General features: G+C 69.8%; 17 protein-coding genes. 6 read left to right on the top strand and 11 right to left on the bottom strand.

Annotation, left to right across the window (positions count from 1 at the left end; genetic code table 11):
- Nucleotides 1-266: 266 nt before the first annotated feature.
- The 4 genes from OG504_RS38430 to OG504_RS38415 all read right to left on the bottom strand — a co-directional run bounded on the left by OG504_RS38430 (nt 267) and on the right by OG504_RS38415 (nt 4,324).
- Nucleotides 267-1,007: a DUF2567 domain-containing protein gene (locus tag OG504_RS38430; protein WP_405993919.1), complete on the bottom strand. Its 741-nt coding sequence runs from the start codon at nt 1,005-1,007 to the stop codon at nt 267-269.
- A gap of 34 nt (nt 1,008-1,041) precedes the next feature.
- Complete coding sequence (locus tag OG504_RS38425) at nt 1,042-1,869, bottom strand: ABC transporter permease (RefSeq protein ID WP_033284481.1); 828 nt, start codon at nt 1,867-1,869, stop codon at nt 1,042-1,044.
- 94 nt (nt 1,870-1,963) lie between these two features.
- Complete coding sequence (locus OG504_RS38420) at nt 1,964-2,935, bottom strand: ABC transporter ATP-binding protein (RefSeq protein ID WP_405996547.1); 972 nt, start codon at nt 2,933-2,935, stop codon at nt 1,964-1,966.
- Nucleotides 2,936-3,100: 165 nt separating this feature from the next.
- On the bottom strand, nt 3,101-4,324 hold the full coding sequence (locus tag OG504_RS38415; RefSeq protein ID WP_405993918.1) for an NYN domain-containing protein: 1,224 nt from the start codon (nt 4,322-4,324) through the stop codon (nt 3,101-3,103).
- A 224-nt stretch (nt 4,325-4,548) separates the two neighbouring features.
- Between OG504_RS38415 and OG504_RS38410 the strand changes: the two genes are divergently transcribed.
- A complete protein-coding gene (locus OG504_RS38410; RefSeq protein ID WP_019062300.1) occupies nt 4,549-4,713 on the top strand; it encodes a hypothetical protein in 165 nt (54 codons plus the stop codon).
- An 83-nt stretch (nt 4,714-4,796) separates the two neighbouring features.
- Here the strand turns inward: OG504_RS38410 and dnaE are convergent, their stop codons facing one another.
- Nucleotides 4,797-8,336 carry a DNA polymerase III subunit alpha gene (gene dnaE, locus OG504_RS38405; protein WP_405993917.1) on the bottom strand — a complete coding sequence of 1,180 codons (3,540 nt, stop codon included), beginning with the start codon at nt 8,334-8,336 and terminating at the stop codon, nt 4,797-4,799.
- Between the two features lie 187 nt (nt 8,337-8,523).
- Here dnaE and OG504_RS38400 point away from each other — a divergent pair, with 187 nt between their 5' ends.
- The 4 genes from OG504_RS38400 to OG504_RS38385 all read left to right on the top strand — a co-directional run bounded on the left by OG504_RS38400 (nt 8,524) and on the right by OG504_RS38385 (nt 13,266).
- The gene (locus OG504_RS38400) at nt 8,524-9,849 is read left to right on the top strand and encodes a DUF2252 domain-containing protein (protein ID WP_405993916.1); all 1,326 of its coding nucleotides are present in this window, start codon (nt 8,524-8,526) and stop codon (nt 9,847-9,849) included.
- Nucleotides 9,850-9,916: 67 nt separating this feature from the next.
- Nucleotides 9,917-10,606, top strand: coding sequence for a hypothetical protein (locus tag OG504_RS38395; RefSeq protein ID WP_405993915.1), 690 nt, complete (start codon nt 9,917-9,919; stop codon nt 10,604-10,606).
- 86 nt (nt 10,607-10,692) lie between these two features.
- Nucleotides 10,693-11,505, top strand: coding sequence for a thioredoxin domain-containing protein (locus OG504_RS38390; protein ID WP_405993914.1), 813 nt, complete (start codon nt 10,693-10,695; stop codon nt 11,503-11,505).
- Between the two features lie 99 nt (nt 11,506-11,604).
- Complete coding sequence (locus OG504_RS38385) at nt 11,605-13,266, top strand: alkaline phosphatase D family protein (RefSeq protein ID WP_405993913.1); 1,662 nt, start codon at nt 11,605-11,607, stop codon at nt 13,264-13,266.
- A 30-nt stretch (nt 13,267-13,296) separates the two neighbouring features.
- Here OG504_RS38385 and OG504_RS38380 read toward each other — a convergent pair whose 3' ends face one another.
- Nucleotides 13,297-13,866, bottom strand: coding sequence for a dienelactone hydrolase family protein (locus OG504_RS38380; RefSeq protein WP_405993912.1), 570 nt, complete (start codon nt 13,864-13,866; stop codon nt 13,297-13,299).
- Between the two features lie 29 nt (nt 13,867-13,895).
- Here OG504_RS38380 and OG504_RS38375 point away from each other — a divergent pair, with 29 nt between their 5' ends.
- Nucleotides 13,896-15,005, top strand: coding sequence for a mechanosensitive ion channel family protein (locus OG504_RS38375; protein ID WP_405993911.1), 1,110 nt, complete (start codon nt 13,896-13,898; stop codon nt 15,003-15,005).
- 689 nt (nt 15,006-15,694) lie between these two features.
- On the opposite strand, the gene OG504_RS38370 is transcribed toward OG504_RS38375, so the two are convergent.
- The 5 genes from OG504_RS38370 to lspA form a co-directional block, all read right to left on the bottom strand.
- Complete coding sequence (locus OG504_RS38370) at nt 15,695-16,435, bottom strand: SDR family NAD(P)-dependent oxidoreductase (RefSeq protein WP_405993910.1); 741 nt, start codon at nt 16,433-16,435, stop codon at nt 15,695-15,697.
- A 227-nt stretch (nt 16,436-16,662) separates the two neighbouring features.
- On the bottom strand, nt 16,663-18,249 hold the full coding sequence (locus tag OG504_RS38365) for a Na+/H+ antiporter (RefSeq protein WP_365309929.1): 1,587 nt from the start codon (nt 18,247-18,249) through the stop codon (nt 16,663-16,665).
- A gap of 117 nt (nt 18,250-18,366) precedes the next feature.
- On the bottom strand, nt 18,367-18,849 hold the full coding sequence (locus OG504_RS38360) for a GNAT family N-acetyltransferase (protein ID WP_405993909.1): 483 nt from the start codon (nt 18,847-18,849) through the stop codon (nt 18,367-18,369).
- Entirely contained in the window at nt 18,846-19,790 is a 945-nt protein-coding gene (locus tag OG504_RS38355) for an RluA family pseudouridine synthase (protein WP_033284519.1), read from the bottom strand. Before OG504_RS38355 ends, OG504_RS38360 begins: the two co-directional genes overlap by 4 nt.
- 76 nt (nt 19,791-19,866) lie before the next feature.
- Entirely contained in the window at nt 19,867-20,445 is a 579-nt protein-coding gene (gene lspA, locus OG504_RS38350) for a signal peptidase II (protein ID WP_327404744.1), read from the bottom strand.

Here is a 20,445-nt window from a genome sequence, read left to right as displayed (position 1 = left end):
GTTAAGCACAAGGGGCATGTCGAAGAAAACGCGGAAACGAAAGTGGCGCGTACGGAAGCACAGGGCTAATCACGGGCGCAGGCCGGCGTAGACGTTTCCGGGGGGCCGCCACTCCTCAACACAGGCCGGCTGCATCCAGCCCGTCCGGCGTTTGAGGACGAGGCCGTTCAGGCCGAAGGGGGTCTGGGGGCGCAGCCCCCAGGCGGGGCGGAAGGGGCGGCAGCCCCTGGGGATGGGACGGGTAGGGGCGGCGGGGGCGAAAAAACCTAGGACAGAGGAGCCCCGTACCCATCCGTAGGCCCAACCCCCTGCTGCACATACCCCGGCTCAGGATCCCGAGGCCCGAACAACGCCGTCAGCCCCAGATGAACGACCAGCGCGGCAACCGGCCAGGCCAGCAACGCCCCCTTCGCCCCCAACTTCAGCGGCGCAGAAAACGTAACCCCCTTACCCGCAGCCTTCGCGTGGGCGAGCACATCCTTGGTCGGCCCGAACCACATCCCCAGCCGCCACGCGATGAACGAGGCGAGCAGCCCACCCAGGGTCAGCGCGGCGACCAGCGCCACTCCCCCACGCCGCCGCAGCAAAAAGACAACAAGCGCGCTCACGACCCCGAAAGCCACGGCAAGCAGAGTGAACGTTCCGTCCACCCCCACGGCCTGCTCACCCTCGGAGTCCTTGAGGTAGACGACCCAGCTCTTGTCGACCAGGTCCCCGACGAGCGGCACATGCGGCGCCAGCCACCACCACAGCACCCCGAGCAACACCCCACCGACCGCCGAGGCGACCGTGACGACGACGGCCTCGATCAGCTCGGTCTTGATGCCGGGCCCGTCCTGGCCGTAGGACGCTTCCTGCGGGGGATACGCGGGATACCCGGCACCAGAGGCACCCGGGTCGGCCGAGGCGCCGGGGGCACCCGAGGTGCCCGGGTCACCCGGCGGCTGCCACGCATCGTGCGGGGACTGGTCACGCGGCGGCGGAGGCGGAGTCAGCGGTGCGGTCACGATGCCATCGTGCCAGGCCCGGCTGTGCGGCGCGTCACCGGACGGCAGCCCGACGGTACGCCCAGGCGGCGACGGCCAGCGAAACGACCCCGACCCCGGCGCATACGGCGAGGTCACCGAGGACGAGCGCCCAGTCCGGATGCGCCGCGAAGGTCTGCGCGAACGCCTCCACGCCGTACGTCGAGGGCACCAGATCCCGCAGGAACCGCACCGCGTCGGGCATCCGATCAGCAGGCAGCACACCCAGCAACAAAGCCGCGGACATGCCCAACTGCCCGAGCAGCGTGGCGAGTTCAGGCCGAGGCGCCAGCAATCCCAGCGCCGCCCCGAGCCCCGCGAGCGCGGCGCCGGCGAGCGGGATCACCGCCGCCAGGATCCAGATGTTCCCCATCGGCAGTCCGAACAGCACGCATCCGAAGACGGCGGTGAGCGCGGTCCCCGGCACGGTGAAGGAGGCGTACGCCCCCGCCGCGCCCAGCACCACGGCCGCGGGCGGCACCGGCAGGGTGGCGTAGTGGTCGAGCCCGCCGCTGCCGCGCAGCTGCCCGAAGTACTGCGCGAGGAGGTTGAGCCCGACGTAGGCGACGACGAGCACGGACGAGCCGGCGACCACGAACCGGGCGTCGTGGCTGCCGCCGTCGACGACCCCGCGCATCATGATCAGGATGCCGACCGACTGGAAGGTCGCCACGAACAGTAGCGGGATCCGCGCGACCCGCGCCCGGGACAGCTGCGCCCGGTACACGGCGGCCATGGACGGCCACAGCCTGGCCTTCGGCCCCAGCTCGGCCGCGCCCGAGGCGGTGGCCTCCGGCACGGCCAGGGGGCCACTCGGCAGAACATCGGCGGATACGACACTCACGTCGCGCTGCTCCTCTCGACGCCGGAAGCCGGCCTGTCCCCTACGGATACAACGGCAGTCGCCCTGTCCCATACGGATACGACGGCCCGTGTACTCATGCCTTCACCAGCCCCTGCGCGTTTCCGCCCAGCGTCAGATACACGTCCTCCAGGCTGGGCGTGGCCAGGGTGAAGTCGTCCAGGGCGGCGAACGCGGCCCCGCCGGTCACCGTGGCAACGGCCACCCGGGCCTCCTCGGGGGCGAGCCTGAGCGTCCAGCGGCGGCCGGACTCGACGGCCCGGTCCCGCAGCGCGGCGACCTCCGGGACGTCCAGCGGCGGCTTCTCCCGCCACACCAGCTCGACCCGCACCTCGCCCGCGACCTGTTCCTTGAGCCCGGCGGGGGTGTCACAGGCGATGACCTTGCCCTGGTCGAGGACGGCGACCCGGTCGAGGACGGTCTCGGCCTCGATGACGTTGTGGGTGACGAGCAGCACGGTGGACCCGCGCTCGGCCCGGCGCCGGTCGACGGCGGACCACACGGCCCTGCGCGCCACCGGGTCCATCCCCGTGGTCGGCTCGTCGAGCACCAGCAGCGGCCGCTCCCCGACCAGCGCGGCGGCCACACACGCCAGCCGCCGCTGCCCGCCGGACAGCTTCTTGAGCGGCCGCCCGGCAATGGCCGTGAGCCCCAACTCGTCGAGTACGGCGTCCCGTTCGGCCCGTGCGTCGCGCAGATCCAGGCCGCGCAGCCGGGCGGTGGTCTCGGCGGCGAGCGACACGGTGAGTTCGTCGAGGGCGGAGGACTCCTGGCCGAGGTAGGCGAGGATCCGCGCGGCCCGCTCCGGGTGGCGGACGATGTCGTGGCCGAGGATCTCGACGCTGCCGGCGTCGGGCCGCATGAGCCCGGTCAGCTGGCGTACGAGGGTGGACTTGCCGGCGCCGTTCGGCCCGAGCAACCCGAAGATCTCGCCCCGGCGGATGTCGAGGGTGACGTCGTCGGTGGCCCGCACCTCGGGGGTGCCAGGCGCACCGCGCCGTCCGCGCACCGCCGGATAGGTCTTGCTGAGCCCGCGCACCGCGCACACGACATCATCACCGTGTCGAAGTGCCTGTCCCGCGCGCGTACTCACGGGACGAGACTACGGGGTCCGGGAGCCCTGCCCGTTCGCGGGTCGGTCGAGAACGGCATATCCGCCGGTAAAGACAATCCCGTCACAAGTCGGTTCGACAACCGGACCGACCGCGTCCGCTCACTCTCCGGCGGGCGCGTGCTCCGCGGCCGTCCGTACGTCGATCTCGCGCCAGAAACCGGCCCGGATCGCGTACCGGTCGTGCTCGTCGATCTGGTCGTCCTTGTGCGCGAGGAGGCCGAACCGGGCGGCGTAGCGCAGCAGTTCGCCGTCGATGCGGTGCGGGACGCGGGGGTACATCCCGGACAGTTTCTGCAGGTGGCTGCCGTGGTCGCCGAGGCGGCCCATCCAGCGGCGGGCGAAGACCTGGCCGACCTCGTACGGGTCGCCGCCGACCGTGGTGATGTCCTCCTCGCGGTCGGCCCAGCGCTGCTCGGCGGTGGTCAGCTGGGCCAGCGTCGGCATCGAGGCGACCTCGGGCGACTCGGCGGCGCCGCCCGGCCGGTCGACCCACCCTTTGTCGGAGGACCAGCGCAGGGTCGCGCTCGCGGGCTGCTGCGCGGGGGCGGCGGCACCGGGGGCCTTCAGGCTCGCCAGGTCCTTCGGGGTGGGCACGCCCTTGGGCGCGGGCACCCGCTCCTGCGTGCCGTTCTCCGAGCCGGCCTCGGCAGTCGCGTGCTCGCTCTCCTGGGCCGGCCGCTCGCGCGTGGCCGGCGCGGACTCGGGCAGCGGAGCGGACAGGATCGCGGCGATCTCCGGACGCGGCACGGGCGGCGGCGCGCACACCCCGCCGAGGTCCTTCGCCCGTACGGCCTTGGTGATCCAGGTCCGGTCCAGCACCCGCCGCTCGTCGGCCTCGGCGACCAGGTCCTCGGACTGGTTGTAGTCCCCGTCCGCGGCCTGCACGGCCCACAGGTGTACGGCGACGCCGTGCTCCTTGGCGGCCATCATGCCCGGCAGCAGATCGCCGTCACCGGTGACGAGCACGACGTCGGAGCAGGCGCGGTTGCGGGCCAGCTCGGTCAGCTCGGCGTGCATGGCGGCGTCGACACCCTTCTGCGCCCAGCGGCCGTCGCTGCGGGTCAGGGCGCCGAGGCGGACGGTCACGCGGGGCATCACGCGGAGCCTGCGGTGCTCGGGCTGCGGGACGCGGTCGGGGGCGCCGTCGAACCAGTAGATGCGTAGCAGGGGTCGTTCGGTGTCGGACTCGGCGCGCTCGCGCAGGCCCTGGATGAGGGCGGCGTGATCGACGGTGATCCTGGAACGCGAGGGCTCTCCGGCGAGGAGACTTGCTGCGGCCCCCAGCAGATACCCGGCGTCCACCAGGACGATGCAGCGGTCCACGCGACTCACCCTCTTCCCGGTCGGTTCACTTCGGGCTTGCTTCGAGTCTGCCCGACCGCGCAGGGGTTAACGGCCCGAACTCGATCTTCGGCGTGGCGTTTCGGGACTTCTCTCTCGTACCAACCATGTCACACACGGTAATTATCCGAAATGCGTTCTTCGTCAGGCTATGTGAATCTGGTCGCGGCCCTGGCCCCTAGATCCCCCTCAGGAGGCAGATCACCATGGCCAAGAACAAGAACCGTGACCGTAAGCAGCCGCAGTCGGAGCGCGCCCAGGAGCAGGCCACGTCGTCCTCGATGGAGGCACAGGCCGAGCAGCGCATATCCCAGGTGACACCCGGCGACATGGCCCGCAAGGGCAAGCAGAAGCGCTTCGGCCACAACTGAGGCCTGCTTTAAGGGTTGTTGAACGACTGAGGGGCGCATCCGTCGACGGATGCGCCCCTCAGTCCTGTCTGTACGCCTGGTGCTCAGCCCGCCAGGCAGGCCGCGCCGAGCAGCACCTTCAGGTCGCCGAACAGCGCCGGGTCGGGCTTCACCCGGTGCTTGTCCAGACGCAGGATCGTGGTCTTGGTCGGGCCCTGGAGCTTGATGCGGACCTCGCTGTCGCCCCGGTGGTGGCTGAGGATCTCACCGAGCCTGCTGACCATGGGCGGAGTGACCCTGGTCGCCGGGATGGTGAGGATCACGGGTGCGTTGGTGCCCACGTTCGACACGTCCGGGACCTGCATCTCCATCGCGACCAGGCGCGGCACGTCCTCGCGCTTGTCGAGGCGGCCCTTGACGAACACGATGGTGTCCTCGACGAGCTGGGTCGACACCAGCTGGTAGGACGCCGGGAAGAACATGCACTCGATGGAGCCCGCGAGGTCCTCGACGGTGGCGATCGCCCAGGCGTTGCCCTGCTTGGTCATCTTGCGCTGGAGGCCCGAGATGATGCCGCCGATGGTGACGACCGCGCCGTCCCCGTGCTCACCTCCGGTGAGCTGGGCGATGCCCGCGTCGGCCTTGTCGGACAGCACGTGCTCCAGGCCGAAGAGCGGGTGGTCGGAGACGTACAGACCGAGCATCTCCCGCTCCTGGGCGAGGAGATACGTCTTCTCCCACTCGTCGGTGGTGAACTCCACGTCGAGTCCGAAGCCGGGCTCGCTGGTGTCCTCCTCGCCCATACCGCCGAAGAGGTCGAACTGCCCCTCGGCCTCCTTGCGCTTGACCGCCACCACGTTGTCGATCATCGGCTCGAAGTGCGCGGTGAGGCCCTTGCGGGTGTGGCCCAGGGTGTCGAACGCACCGGCCTTGATGAGGGATTCGGTGGTGCGCTTGTTGCAGGCGGCGGCCTCGACCTTGTCCAGGTAGTCGGGGAAGGAGCCGTACTTCCCCTTCGCCTTGCGGGACCTGATGATCGAGTCGACCACGTTCGTGCCGACGTTGCGCACGGCCTCCAGGCCGAAGAGGATCACGTCGTCGCCCTGGGCGGCGAAGTTGTGCACCGACTCGTTGACGTTCGGCGGGAGCACCTTGATCTTCATGCGGCGGCACTCGTTCAGGTAGATCGCGGACTTGTCCTTGTCGTCCTTGACCGAGGTGAGCAGCGCCGCCATGTACTCGGCCGGGTAGTTGGCCTTCAGGTAGGCGGTCCAGTACGAGACCAGGCCGTACGCGGCGGAGTGCGCCTTGTTGAACGCGTAGCCGGCGAAGGGGACCAGGACGTCCCACAGGCCCTGGATCGCCTCGTCGCTGTAGCCGTTCTTCTTGGCGCCCGCCTGGAAGATGGTGAAGTTCTTCGCCAGCTCGTCGGGCTTCTTCTTGCCCATCACGCGGCGCAGGATGTCGGCCTCGCCGAGCGAGTACCCGGCGACGATCTGGGCGGCCTTCTGCACCTGCTCCTGGTACACGATCAGGCCGTAGGTCACCGCGAGGACCTCCTCGAGAGGCTCCTCCAGCTCCTTGTGGATCGGGGTGATCTCCTGGCGCTTGTTCTTGCGCTCGGCGTAGTTGATGTGCGAGTTCATGCCCATCGGGCCGGGGCGGTACAGGGCCGAGACGGCGGAGATGTCCTCGAAGTTGTCGGGCTGCATCTGGCGCAGCAGTGAGCGCATCGGGCCGCCGTCGAACTGGAAGACGCCCAACGTGTCGCCGCGGCAGAGGAGTTCGAAGGTCTTGGGGTCGTCCAGCGGGAGGGCGAGCATCTCCAGGTCGATGCCCTTGTTGGACTTCACCATCTTGATGGCGTCGTCCATGATCGTGAGGTTGCGCAGGCCCAGGAAGTCCATCTTCAGCAGGCCGAGCGACTCGCACTGCGGGTAGTCCCACTGCGTGATGGTCACGCCGTCGGTGTGCCGCACCCACACCGGTGCGTGGTCGACGATGGGCTCGCTGGACATGATGACGCCGGCGGCGTGCACGCCCATCTGCCGGACCAGGCCCTCGACGCCCTTGGCGGTGTCGATGACCTTCTTGACGTCCGGCTCGTTCTCGTACATCCCGCGGATCTCGCCCGCCTCGCCGTAGCGGGGGTGCTTGGGGTCGGTGATGCCGGAGAGGTCGATGCCCTTGCCGAGGACGTCGGCGGGCATCGCCTTGGTGAGCCGGTCGCCCATCGCGTACGGGTAGCCCAGCACGCGCGCGGAGTCCTTGATCGCGTTCTTGGCCTTGATCTTGCCGTAGGTGCCGATCATGGCGACCTTGTCGGCGCCGTACTTCTCCGTCACGTACCGGATCACCTCGACGCGCCGACGCTCGTCGAAGTCGATGTCGACATCGGGCATGGAGACGCGCTCGGGGTTGAGGAACCGCTCGAAGATCAGGCCGTGCGGGATCGGGTCGAGGTCGGTGATGCCCATGGCGTACGCGACGATCGAACCGGCCGCGGAACCACGGCCGGGGCCCACCGCGATGCCGTTGTTCTTCGCCCACATGATGAAGTCGGCGACGACAAGGAAGTAGCCCGGGAACCCCATCTGGATGATGACGTCCATCTCGTAGTCCGCCTGCTTCTGGCGGTCGTCGGGGATGCCGCCCGGGAAGCGGCGCTCCATGCCGCGGCGGACCTCCTCCTTGAACCAGGTGACCTCGGTGAAGCCGTCCGGGATGTCGAACTTCGGCATGAGGTTCTTCGCCTCGAACATGCCGGTGGTGTCGATCTGTTCGGCGACCAGGAGGGTGTTGCGGCAGCCCTCCTGCCAGGCGTCCGAGGAGTCCACGGCGTACATCTCGTCGGTGGACTTCAGGTAGTAGCCGGTGCCGTCGAAGCGGAAGCGGTCCGGGTCGGAGAGGTTCTTGCCGGTCTGGATGCAGAGCAGGGCGTCGTGCGCCACCGACTCGTGGGCGTACGTGTAGTGCGAGTCGTTGGTCACCAGGGGCGGGATGCCGAGCTTCTTGCCGATGTCCAACAGGCCGTCACGGACCCGGTGTTCGATCTCGATGCCGTGGTCCATCAGCTCCAGGAAGTACCGGTCCTTGCCGAAGATGTCCTGGTACTCGGCGGCCGCCTTCAGTGCCTCGTCGTACTGCCCGAGGCGCAGCCGGGTCTGGAGCTCACCCGAGGGACAGCCCGTGGAGGCGATGAGCCCCTCGGACCACTGGGAGATGGTCTCCTTGTCCATGCGCGGCCACTTCTGGAGCCAGCCCTCGGCGTACGCGTCCGAGGACAGCTTGAAGAGGTTGTGCAGGCCCGTCTTGTTCGCCGCCCAGATCGTCTTGTGGGTGTAACCACCGGAACCGGACACGTCGTCGCGCTTCTGGTGCGGCTGGCCCCACTGGATCTTGCGCTTGTTGCGCCGCGACTCGGGGGCGACGTACGCCTCGATGCCGATGATCGGCGTGACGCCCGCCTTCTTCGCCGTGTGGAAGAAGTCGTAGGCCCCGTGCAGGTTGCCGTGGTCGGACATCGCGATATGGGTCATGCCCATCTCGTTGCACGCGTCGAACATGTCCTTCAGCCGCGCGGCACCGTCCAGGAGCGAGTACTGGGTGTGGACATGCAGGTGCGTGAACGGCGGCTTTGACACGGCTTGGCCTCCAGGGATAACAGGGGAAACGATCGACAAAGAGCAGCGGACGGTCTGGGGGGACGAGACCGAATCCTATGCCTCGGGACTGACACACGGCGGGCACTCCCACGTACCTTCGAGCGTTGGAAGGTGACGACAGACCCGTCACATGTCACGCACCACCCGTACCAGGAGGCACAGAGCGATGTCGGTTCCGCAGCTCAACGACGAGCACCGCGGCGAGGAGATCCTTGCCGTCTTCGACACCGCCTTCGGCGAGCTCCTGGCCGCCGACCCGGCCGCGTTCCGCGTGAAGTTCCGGAAGATGGCAGCCTCGGCGTTCGCGTTCTACCGGGGCACGGCGTGCCTCTTCTACCACGACCTCGATGCCGAGAAGCGGGGCGGCCCGTACCTGGACGACCGCACCTCGCGTGTGTGGATCCACGGCGACCTGCACGCCGAGAACTTCGGCACGTACATGGACTCGAACGGCCGCCTGGTCTTCAACGTGAACGACTTCGACGAGGCCTACGTCGGCCCCTTCACCTGGGACCTCAAGCGCTTCGCCGCCTCCGTGGCCCTGATCGGGTACGCGAAGGCGCTCAGTGACGAGCAGATCACCGAGCTGGTGCAGGTCTACGCGGGCGCGTACCGCGAGCGGGTGCACGCGCTGGCGACCGGCGCGAAGAGCGACGAGGTGCCGCCGTTCACGCTGGACACGGCCGACGGCCCGCTGCTGGGCGCGCTGCGCACGGCCCGCTCGCTGACCCGCTTCGAGCTGCTGGACTCGATGACGGAGATCCGTGACTTCGAGCGCCGGTTCGCGCCGGGCGGCGGCTCCATCGAGCTGGACGCGGCGACCCGCTACAAGGTCCTCGCGGCCTTCGACGGCTACCTGGAGACGCTCCCCGAGTCCTCCCTGGACCGCCCCGACTCCTACCGCGTCAAGGACGTCGTCGGCCGCCGGGGCATCGGCATCGGCTCGGCCGGGCTGCCGTCGTACAACATCCTTCTGGAGGGCAACAGCGACGCCCTGGAGAACGATGTGGTGATCTACATCAAGCAGGCCCAGACGCCGGCCGTCTCGCGGCACATCACGGACGCGGGGATCCGGGACTACTTCCAGCACGAGGGCCACCGCACGGTGATCTCGCAGCGCGCCCTCCAGGCGCACGCGGACCCGTGGCTGGGCTGGACCGAGCTGGGCGGGACCGGGCAGCTGGTCGCCGAGGTGTCGCCGTACGCCGTGGACCTGGACTGGAGCGACATCGACGACCCGGAGGAGATCGCCGCCGTCGTCGCGGACCTCGGGCGGGCCACGGCGACGATGCACGCGGCGGCCGACGACCAGTCCGGCGAGTCCCTGGTGCCGTTCTCCACGGAGCGGGCCATCGACGCGGCGATCGCGGCCGACGAGGACGGCTTCGCGGGCGTGCTCGTCGACTTCGCGCACAGCTACGGCGCACGCGCGCGTGCCGACCACCAGACCTTCGTCGACCTGTTCCGCAACGGCCGGATTCCGGGTCTGTAACCATCCGTACGCTCACAGGAACCCTTTAGCGGTGCCTTACCGGAGCACGTGACAGACTCTCTCCGCTATGGACATATCCGGGATCCAGCTCAGGGCCGTACGCGCGGCGCTGTTCACGGCACTGGTCGTGACGCTCAGCACCGCGTCGCACGTGCTGCTGTCCCGGGTCCCGCTGCCGCTCGGCACGGTGGCGGCGATCGCCGCCACCGTGTTCGTGATCGCGTACGCGCTCGCGGGCCGCGAGCGCGGCTTCGGCCGGATCGCCGCACTGCTGATCCCGCTGGAGCTGGCCGCCGACACGGTCTTCACCACCGGCCAGCACGCCTGCTACGGCAGGGCGGGCGGCCCGGTCGCCGGACCGCTGCGCGCGGTCGGCCTGGACGTGCTGTGCAGCGGCGGCGACGTGGGCACCTCGCTGGCCCGCGTGACCGGCGATCCCCATCAGGCGGCGGCGCTGCTCACCCACACCGACGCCACCGCCGCCTGGCTGCTGCTCGGCGCGCACATCGGCGTGGGCCTCATGGCCGCCGCCTATCTGCGCCGCGGCGAGCGCGCGCTGTCCGAACTGCTGCGCGCGGCCACGGTGGTGGGCTTCCGCCCGCTGCTCCTGGCCGTCGCCGCGGTGTCGGCCCGACGCACCGCGCCGGTCCGCCGGCTGCCGCGCGTCACGCACCGCATGGCCACCGCCCGTGAGCGGCTCCTGGTGCACTCCCTGGGACGGCGTGGACCGCCGTGCTCGGTCCTGCCCGCGGTCTGAACACCCCACAGGTACCTGAGCACACATCAGTCCCCCACACGTATTCCGCGTACGACGTATACGCGTCCCATATGGAGATCACCAACATGAGCAAGCGGAACAGCGCGGCGGCGAAGACGGCGGCCCGTGAGCGGCTGCGCGCCGAGCGCGAGCGCCAGGCCAAGCGCGCCAAGGTCAGGCGGCAACTCATAGTCGCCGCCTCGGTCGTCGGCGTCCTCGCGATAGCCGGCGGCATCGGCTACGCGGTCGTACAGAACAACAAGCCCTCCTACTGGGAGTCGGCGAAGGACGACAAGCTCGTCAAGCCGGCCAACACCACCGGCACCAACGGCACGACGGTCGTCCTCGGCAAGAGCACCGCCAAGAAGACCCTGGTCATGTACGAGGACCCGCGCTGCCCGATCTGCGCCCAGTTCGAACAGACCGTCGGCTCGACGGTGAAGAGCGACTTCGACGCCGGCAAGTTCAAGATCCAGTACGTCGGCGCCACGTTCATCGACAACAAGGACAACGGCGAGGGCTCCAAGAACGCGCTGAGCGCCATGGGTGCCGCGCTGAACGTCAGCCCCGAGGCGTTCCTCGAGTACAAGACCGCGCTCTACTCGACGAAGTACCACCCGGACGAGACGACCGACAAGTTCAAGGACGACTCGTACCTGATCAAGGTCGCGAACACGGTCCCCGCCCTGAAGAACAACGCGGCCTTCCAGAAGGCCGTGAAGGCCGGCACCTACGACAAGTGGGCGCTGGACATGTCCGCGACGTTCGACAAGAGCGGGGTGACCGGCACCCCGACCCTGAAGATGGACGGCAAGACGCTGACCGGCTCGGACGGCACGAACGCGCCGATGACGGTGGCCGACTTCACCACGGCGATCACGGCGGCCCTCAAGGCCTGAGCCTTGTAGGACGCTGTTGCAAGACGCGCAGCCGAAGAGCGGGCGAACTTTTACGAGTTCGCCCGCTCTCGTTAATACTGATCAGTAACCTGGTCGCTCGTGACCAGTCGATACAGAGCACCCGAGAGCGTCAACTCGCCCTCCCCGCGCCGCCGTACGGTCGTCAAGGCCGCGGCCGCCACCGCCGTCCTGGCCGGCCCACTGATCGCCACGCTGCCCGCAGGGGCCGCCACCGACACCCCCTCCTTCCTGCACGGGATCGCCTCCGGGGACCCGCTCCCGGACGGCATCCTGCTGTGGACCCGGGTGACGCCCACCGCCGAGGCGGTCCCCGGCTCCGGGCTCGGCCCGGACACCGAGGTGAGTTGGACAGTCGCCACCGACAAGGCGTTCACGAACGTCGTCTCCCGGGGCTCCCTCACCGCGACCGCCGCCTCCGACCACACCGTGAAGGCCGACATCCGCGGCCTGGCACCGGCCACCGACTACTGGTTCCGCTTCTCGGCCGGCGGCACCGACTCCCCGGCGGCGCGCACCCGCACCGCGCCGGCGGCGGACGCGAGCGTGACCGGCCTGCGCTTCGGCGTCGTCACCTGCGCCAACTGGGAGGCCGGCTTCTTCTCGTCGTACCGCCATCTCGCGGCCCGCAACGACCTCGACGCGTGGCTGCACCTGGGTGACTACATCTACGAGTACAAGTCCGGCGAGTACGCGGCGCGCGGCACGGTCGTACGGCAGCACGCGCCCCTGAACGAGATCATCACGCTCGCCGACTACCGCACCCGGCACGGCAAGTACAAGACCGACCCGGATCTCCAGGCGCTGCACACCAAGGCACCGGTCATCGCGATCTGGGACGACCACGAGTTCGCCGACAACGCCTGGTCCGGCGGGGCGGTCAACCACACCGAGGGCGCCGAGGGCACCTGGACGGCCCGTCAAGCGGCCGCGAAACAGGCGTACTTCGAGTGGATGCCGGTCCGCCCGGCGATCGCGGGCACGACCTACCGCCGTCTGCGCTTCGGCAAGCTGGCGGACCTCTCGCTCCTCGACCTGCGCTCCTTCCGTTCGCAGCAGGCGAGTTCGGGCAGCGGTTCGGTCGACGACCCGGACCGTACGATCACGGGACGCGCCCAACTCGACTGGCTGAAGGCCGGGTTGAAGGCGTCGGACACCAAGTGGCGGCTGGTCGGCAACTCGGTGATGATCGCGCCGTTCGTCATCGGCTCGCTCACCGCCGACCTGCTCAAGCCGCTCGCCAAGCTGCTGGACCTGCCGCAGGACGGCATAGGCGTCAACACCGACCAGTGGGACGGCTACACCGACGACCGCCGTGAACTCCTCGCGCATCTGCGCTCGAACGCGATCGGCAACACGGTCTTCCTCACCGGCGACATCCACATGTCCTGGGCCAACGACGTACCGGTGGACGCCGGCACATACCCCCTGTCGCCGTCCGCGGCAACGGAGTTCGTGATCACTTCGGTCACCTCCGACAACCTCGACGACATCGTGAAGGTCCCCGAGGGCACGGTCTCCGCGCTCGCCGCACCGGTGATCCAGCTCGCCAACCGGCACGTGCACTGGGTCGACACGGACCGCCACGGCTACGGCGTCCTGGACATCACGGCCGACCGCGCGCAGATGGACTACTACGTCCTGTCCGACCGCACCTCGGCGACCGCGACCTCGTCCTGGGAGCGGTCGTACCGGACGCGGAGCGGCACGCAGAAGGTGGAGCGGACGTACGACCCGGTGTAGGCAAGGCTCTTCACCGGTGCAGGTAGGGCTTTAGAGGGTCTCCAGGAAGCCGAGGGCCACCCGCCAGGTGGCCTCGGCGGCCTCCTCGTCGTAGTCCGGGAGGTCGGGGTCGGTGTAGAGGTGGCCGGCTCCGGCGTACCGGTAGATCTCGACGTCCGCGCCGGCCTTGCCCATCTGCAGGTACCAGGAGCTGAGCCAGTCGTCGGTCTCGAACTGGTCGGGCTCGGCGACGTGCAGTTGCACCGGCAGGTCGTCGACGGAGGCATTGGCCGCGATGTCCGAGGTGCCGTGCAGGAGGAGCAGCCCGCGGGCCTTCTCGTCGCCGAGGGCGAGGGTCTGCGCGACGGAGGCGCCGAGCGAGAACCCGGCGTAGACGAGCCCGCGCTCGGAGTAAGGGGCGGCAGCCAGCACGGCCCGCTTGAGCACCTCGTCCTTGCCGATCCCGTCGTTGAAGGCCATGCCCTCCTCGACCGTCTCGAACGTATGCCCCTCGAAGAGGTCCGGGGTCCACACCTCGTGGCCCGCCGCGCGCAGCCGCTCGGCGGCGTCGCGCACCGCCGGCCGGAGACCGTACGTGGAGTGGAAGAGCATGATGTTCATGAAGCCATCGTGCCAGTACGGTCGGACACATGGAGAACGTACTGCGCCCGCTGATCGTCATCGGCGGCTCCGTCGTCCTCACGCTGCTCATCGGCTGGGTCACCGACCTGCTGCTGCGCAAGGCGGACGCCCGGCACGACGACACCACCCTGTGGGGCCTGCTGCGCCGAGGACGGGTCCCGTACCAGCTCGTACTCTGCGCGGCCTTCCTCAGAGCTTCCTACGACCAGGCACAGCTGCTGGAGGAACACCGGATCGGCATCGGTCAGACCCTGACCCTGGTGCTGATCGGCGCCACCGCGTGGCTGATGATCCGGGTCGCGGCGGCGATCGTGGAGTCGTCGTACGCCCGCTACGCCCGCGCCTCCCGCGACGCGGCCCGGGTCCGCCGGGTCCGGACCCAGGTGACGCTGATCACGCGGGTGGTGGCCGCGATCGTCGGCGTGGTGGCGGTCGCCGCGATGCTGCTGACGTTCCCCGCGATGCGCGCGGCCGGCGCGTCCCTGCTGGCCTCGGCGGGTGTCCTGGGCATCGTCGCCGGTGTCGCCGCGCAGTCGACCCTCGCCAACCTCTTCGCGGGACTGCAGATCGCCTTCGGCGACATGGTCCGCATCGGCGACACCGTGGTCGTGGACGGCGAGTGGGGCACGATCGAGGAGATCACCCTGACCTTCCTGACGGTCCGTACCTGGGACGAACGCCGGATCACCATGCCGGTGTCGTACTTCACGTCCAAACCCTTCGAGAACTGGTCCCGCGGCACCCCCCAGATGACCGGCATCGTCTATTTCCAGGTGGACCACTCGGCTCCGGTCGACGCGATGCGCACGCAGCTCCGCGAGATCCTCCGCGCCTGCCCCGCCTGGGACGGCCGCAGCTACGGCCTCGTCGTCACCGACACCACCCCGAACACCATGGAGGTCCGGGCCCTGGTCACGGCGAAGGACGCGGACGACATCTGGACGGTACGGGTCACCGTCCGCGAGCAGATGATCCGCTGGCTGTACGTGGAACACCCGTACGCGCTCCCTCGCGTGAACACGGCGGACGCGGCGCCGATCCCGGGGGAGGATCCGTCGCCGAACGGCGGGGGTGGGGCCCGCGCGGCGCATGAACCTCCGGGAGGTAACCGGGGGTGAGGGTTGGGCGGGGCAGGGCATGCCGGTCGGCTGACGGCCGTCGGCTACGGCCTGAATTGCCCACCCACGCACCACCCGTTCACCATCGATCGGGGGGTGGGCGTTTGCCATTGGGGTACGTCGCCGTCGGCGGCTGAGCGGCTCTGGAGCCTCAGCGTCCTTGCCGGGCAGGGCTGTTGATCGGGGTGGGGAAGCTGCGGGGTGATCGGGAGCGGCCGGGGGTGAGCGGAAGCAGCCGGGGGTGAGCGGCTCCGGGTACCTCAATGCCCATGCTGGGCAACGCCGTTGGACTGGGCGACCTTCGAAGAGACCGGGGCCCGGCTGCGGCTACGGCTGAACAGCTCCGGGCACCGTAACGCCCGCGTCGGGCGACACCGTTGAACCAGGCACCCTGGCACCCCTCGGGGCGACCGGGCCCCGGCCACGACCAAGCAACTCCGAACACCGTAACGCCCGCGCACAGCCCCGCCGTTGACTCGGACGACTTGTAAGGCGAGCGGAACCCGGCGGCCGACGAGGCCAGCCGGCCGAGGTCGCAACGCCCAGGCCCGGCAAGAACCCCTCCCCCACCCCGAACGCCCGGGCCCGAACGCCCGGCCCCGAGCCGAGGTCAGTGCCCGGTGCCTCAATCCCCGCACACGGCAACGCCGTTGACCGGAACCGAACCCGGGCCCATCAGCCCTAGCGCCTCAACGCCCGCGCTCAGCCCCGCCGTTGACCTGGATCACCTGGGAGGTGACGTGGCCCGCCGCTGGTGAGGCAAGCCAGTGCAAGGTCGCGGCGACATCCCCAGGGGTACCGGCCCGCCCGGTCGACGTGTCGTTGATGAGCCGTTCACGCCGGGCGGGATCGATCTGCGGCCCGAAGAACTCGGTGTCCTCGATGTACCCGGGCGCGACCACGTTCACGGTGATGCCGCGCGGGCCGAGATCCCGGGCCAGGTCATAGGCGTACGGATGCAACGCGGCCTTGGCCCCGCCGTACGCCCCGCTCCCCGAACCCCGGTACGCGGCGATGGAGCTCACGAACAGCACCCGCCCGCCCGGTTCCGCGAGCCGCGGCTTCAGCGCCTCGGTGAGCAGCGCGGCGCTCAGGGTGTTGATGCGGAAGTTGACGGTCCAGTCGTGCGCGACGCGGTCCAGCGGGTCACTGCTCGCGCTCCCCGGCTCCAACGCCCCGGTACCGCCCGCACCGTGCACCAGCACATCCACGGTGCCGAACTCCTCGGCGACGAACCGCCCGACCCCGCGCACCACTTCGGGCTCGCTCAAGTCCCCGGCGTACGTCAACGCCCCCGGCACCCCGGCCTTCTCCAACACCTCGCGTCGTCGCCCGAGGAGCAACACCCGATCCCCGTCAGCCGCGAAGGCATGCGCCGCCGCGAGCCCAATTCCCGTACCGCCACCACTGATTACGACGTTGCGAGCCATGGGACGAGCCTACAAAGAGGGCGAGGACAAACACGAGCCAATTCAACCGGTGGCCGCCAACGGCGCCGAGCCCCCACAGGAGACGTCCACCCTTCAATCGCCCGTAAACGGGCGGTGCACGGGTGGGCAAGCATTTCGACCCGCAGCCGCCAACGGCGCCCCGCCCCCACGACAAACGCCCACCCTCCAGCCCACGGTGAACGGGCGGTGCATGGGTGGGAGAGCACTCACCTCAAGCTACGAACATCCAGATGCCGAAGCACCCGGTCCACGATCTCCGGATCCGCCCCCGGCTCACTCCGCGCCGCCAGCACCTCATGCCGAGCCGCGCTCATCATCTCCCCCTGGATCCGCCGCATCCGCTTCACCCGCTTCACCCGCTTCTCGTACGCCTCCCGCCGTTCCCCGTCCCCCACCTCGGGAGAGATCCGCACCCCGATGTCGAACGCCCGCCGCAACAACTGCTCGGACACCTCCTCCGGCAGCTCCTCGACATCCTCGATCTCTCGCAGCCTCCGCTTCGCGGCCTTCGCCGCCCGCACCGCCAGCTCCTTCTCGAACGCCTTCTCGCTGTCGGTGTCGGCCCGCACACCGAGCCGCTTCACCAGCCACGGCAACGTGAGCCCCTGAAGCACCAGCGTCGCCATGATCACCCCGAACGCGATGAACACGATCTCGTCCCGGTCGGGGAACGCCGACCCGTCGTCCATGGTCAGTGGAATCGCCAGCGCCAGCGCCACGGACGCCACCCCCCGCATCCCCGCCCACCACATGATCACGGTCTCCCGCCAGGACGTCGGGATCTCCTCGTCGTAGTCCCGCTTGGCGTGCAGCCGTTTCGTCAGCCAGGTCGCCGGCAGCAACCACGCCAGCCGTACGACGACGACGACACCCACGATCGCCGCGGCCCAGCCGAGCATCTCGCCCCACCGCCCGGACGCCGTACGGATCGCGTTGTGCAGTTCGAGCCCGATGAGCCCGAACGCGACCCCGGTCACCAGCGTGTCCACCACGTCCCACACGGTCGCCCCGGCGAGCCGCGTCAGCACGTCGTCGGCACCGAGCGAGTACTCGGCCAGGAACAGCGCGGTGGTCAGCACGGCAAGCACCCCGGAACCGTGCAGCTCGTCGGCCAGGACGTACGAGGCGTACGGCACCAGCAGCGTCAGCCCGATCTGCAGGGTGGCGTCGTCGAGGGCCGACATCAGCTTGTTCGTGGCCCACCCCAGGGCCACTCCGACCGCCACGGCGACGACGGCGGACAGCACGAAGTCGAGCCCGGCGCGCCAGAACTCGAAGCTTCCGCTGACGGCCGCGGCGATCGCCACGTGGTACAGCACGATGGCCGTCACGTCGTTGAAGAGACCCTCGCCCTCCAGGATCGACACCAGCCGGCGCGGCAGTCCCAGCTGCCCGGCGACGGCGGTCGCGGCGACCGGATCGGGCGGCGCCACCAGCGCGCCGAGCGCGACGGCGGCCGCTATCGGCAGCCCCGGCACGATCGCGCTCGCGACGGCGGCCACGGCGAGGGTGGTGACGAACACCAGCGCCACGGCCAGCAGGAAGATGGGCCGGATGTTCGCGGTGAACTGCCGCCAGGAGGTGCGCCGTACGGCCGCGTACAGCAGCGGTGGCAGCAACAGGGGCAGGATCAGGTCGGGCGGGACGTTCACGTTCGGCACGAAGTCGGCCACCGCGAGGACTATCCCGAGGAGCGTCATGAGCACCGGCGCCGGCAGACCGAACCGGTCCCCCAGCGGGACGCTCACCACGGCCCCGAGCAACAGGACGAAAAGCAGGGCCAATTGATCCACGGTCAGGGCTCCGGCGGGATCTCGACGTTCAACTAGCGGACGCCCAAGCCTGCCATGCCGCCCACCCGACCAGCACTTTCGACGCCCGTCGGTTACAGAGCCCCTTACCGAGCCCGCTTACGGAGCCGGTGTCAGCGCACGCCGCATCGCCCGGTGCGGAATCCCGGCGTCCGGAAACTCCGGCCCGTACGCCTCGTACCCGAGCCGTTCGTAGAACCCCAGCGCATGCGTCTGCGCATGCAGGTCCACGGCGGCCAGCCCACGCGCGCGTGCCGCGTCCTCGATGGCCCGCACCAGCGCGACCCCGACCCCGAGCCCCCGCGCCTCCTTGGTCACGGCCAGCCGCCCCAGGGATCCCACAGCCGGATCCCCGCCGGTCTTCGCCGCGGCCGCCTCGCCGTACAACAGCCGCCCGGTCCCGAGCGGCGTCCCGTCCTCCCGCACGGCGAGAACATGCGTCGCCACGGCGTCGTAGTCGTCGTACTCGATCTCCTGGGCCACGCCCTGCTCGACGACGAAGACCTCCTTGCGCACCGCGAAGCAGGCCTCACGGTCGGCCGGGTCCTCGGCGACGCGTACCGCGTTGGGCACCGGACTCATGCGTACGTCTCCTCGCGCACCAGGTCCAGGGCCTGCTGGAGGTCGTCCGGGTAGCCGCTCTCGAACTCGACCCACTGGCCGTCGGCGGGGTGCTCGAACCCGAGCCGGACGGCGTGCAGCCACTGGCGGGTCAGGCGCAGCCGCTTGGCGAGTGTCGGATCGGCACCGTAGGTCAGGTCACCCACGCACGGGTGGCGGTGGGCCGCCATGTGCACGCGGATCTGGTGGGTGCGGCCGGTCTCCAGCTTCACATCGAGCAGGGAGGCCGCGCGGAACGCCTCGATGAGGTCGTAGTGCGTGACGGACGGTTTGCCCTCGGCGGTGACCGCCCACTTGTAGTCGTGGTTCGGGTGCCGGCCGATGGGGGCGTCGATGGTGCCGCTGGTCGGGTCGGGGTGGCCCTGGACCAGCGTGTGGTAGCGCTTGTCGACCGTGCGCTCCTTGAACTGGCGCTTCAGGGAGGTGTACGCCCGCTCCGACTTGGCGACGACCATCAGGCCGGACGTGCCGACGTCGAGGCGGTGCACGATGCCCTGGCGCTCGGCGGCACCGGACGTCGAGATGCGGTACCCGGCAGCGGCGAGCCCGCCGATGACGGTCGTGCCGGTCCAGCCGGGGCTGGGGTGGGCGGCGACGCCGACCGGCTTGACGATCACGATCACGTCATCGTCGTCGTAGACGATCTCCATGCCCTCGACGGGCTCGGCGACGATCTGCACGGGCGCGGGCGCCTGCGGCATCTCGACCTCGAGCCAGGCCCCGCCGTGCACGCGCTCGGACTTCCCGACCACCGAGCCGTCGACCGTGACCTTCCCCGCCGCGGCCAGCTCGGCGGCCTTCGTACGGGAGAAGCCGAACATGCGGGAGATGGCGGCGTCGACACGCTCGCCCTCCAGGCCGTCGGGCACGGGCAGGTTTCGGATCTCGGGAACTGTACTCACCCGGTCGAGTATGCCGGACGGGTCCGACACCGCCTTACCGAAGCCCCTACGGCGGCCCGGACAACGGCCCGCGCGGTCAGTCCTTGTGGACGGTGCCGTCCGGGTCCAGGCCGCGGAAGGAGAGCAGCACGATCAGGATGCCGCCGCACACGATCGCCGAGTCGGCGAGGTTGAACACGGCGAAGCCCTTGGGCGCGATGAAGTCGACGACCTCGCCCTGGAAGATGCCGGGCGAACGGAAGATCCGGTCGGTGAGGTTGCCGAGCGCACCGCCCAGCAGCAGGCCGAGCGCGATCGCCCACGGCAGGCTGTAGAGCTTGCGCGCCAGCCGGGCAATGACCACGATCACGGCGGCCGCGATCATCGTGAAGATGACCGTGAAGGCCGCGCCGAACCCGAAGGCGGCACCCGGGTTGCGGATCGCGTGGAACTCCAGCCAGTCCCCGAAGACCTCGATCGGCGCGTGGTGCTCCAGCTTGGCGACCACGAGCAGCTTGCTGACCAGGTCGAGGGTGTACGCGAAGGCGGCCACCACGAACAGCACGGCGATCCGGCGCTTCCCCCTGGGGGGCGACGCGGTGTCGCCCTGCTCCGGCTCTGCCCCCGCCGCCTCTGGGGTATCCGGCGTACCGATGATGCGCTCCGCCTCTGCCAC

This window comes from Streptomyces sp. NBC_00986, from assembly GCF_045162565.1.
GTDB lineage: Bacteria > Actinomycetota > Actinomycetes > Streptomycetales > Streptomycetaceae > Streptomyces.
Note: the sequence above shows the minus strand (reverse complement) of the source record. Positions and strands in the feature narration are given on the sequence as shown.

Excerpts from the sequence above, each read along its gene's own strand:
- OG504_RS38360 (WP_405993909.1), bottom strand. The coding sequence starts at position 18,849 with ATGAGTCCGGTGCCCAACGCGGTACGCGTCGCCGAGGACCCGGCCGAC.
- OG504_RS38390 (WP_405993914.1), top strand. The coding sequence starts at position 10,693 with ATGAGCAAGCGGAACAGCGCGGCGGCGAAGACGGCGGCCCGTGAGCGG.
- OG504_RS38400 (WP_405993916.1), top strand. The coding sequence starts at position 8,524 with ATGTCGGTTCCGCAGCTCAACGACGAGCACCGCGGCGAGGAGATCCTT.
- OG504_RS38410 (WP_019062300.1), top strand. The coding sequence starts at position 4,549 with ATGGCCAAGAACAAGAACCGTGACCGTAAGCAGCCGCAGTCGGAGCGC.
- OG504_RS38380 (WP_405993912.1), bottom strand. The coding sequence starts at position 13,866 with ATGAACATCATGCTCTTCCACTCCACGTACGGTCTCCGGCCGGCGGTG.
- OG504_RS38370 (WP_405993910.1), bottom strand. The coding sequence starts at position 16,435 with ATGGCTCGCAACGTCGTAATCAGTGGTGGCGGTACGGGAATTGGGCTC.
- OG504_RS38375 (WP_405993911.1), top strand. The coding sequence starts at position 13,896 with ATGGAGAACGTACTGCGCCCGCTGATCGTCATCGGCGGCTCCGTCGTC.
- OG504_RS38395 (WP_405993915.1), top strand. The coding sequence starts at position 9,917 with ATGGACATATCCGGGATCCAGCTCAGGGCCGTACGCGCGGCGCTGTTC.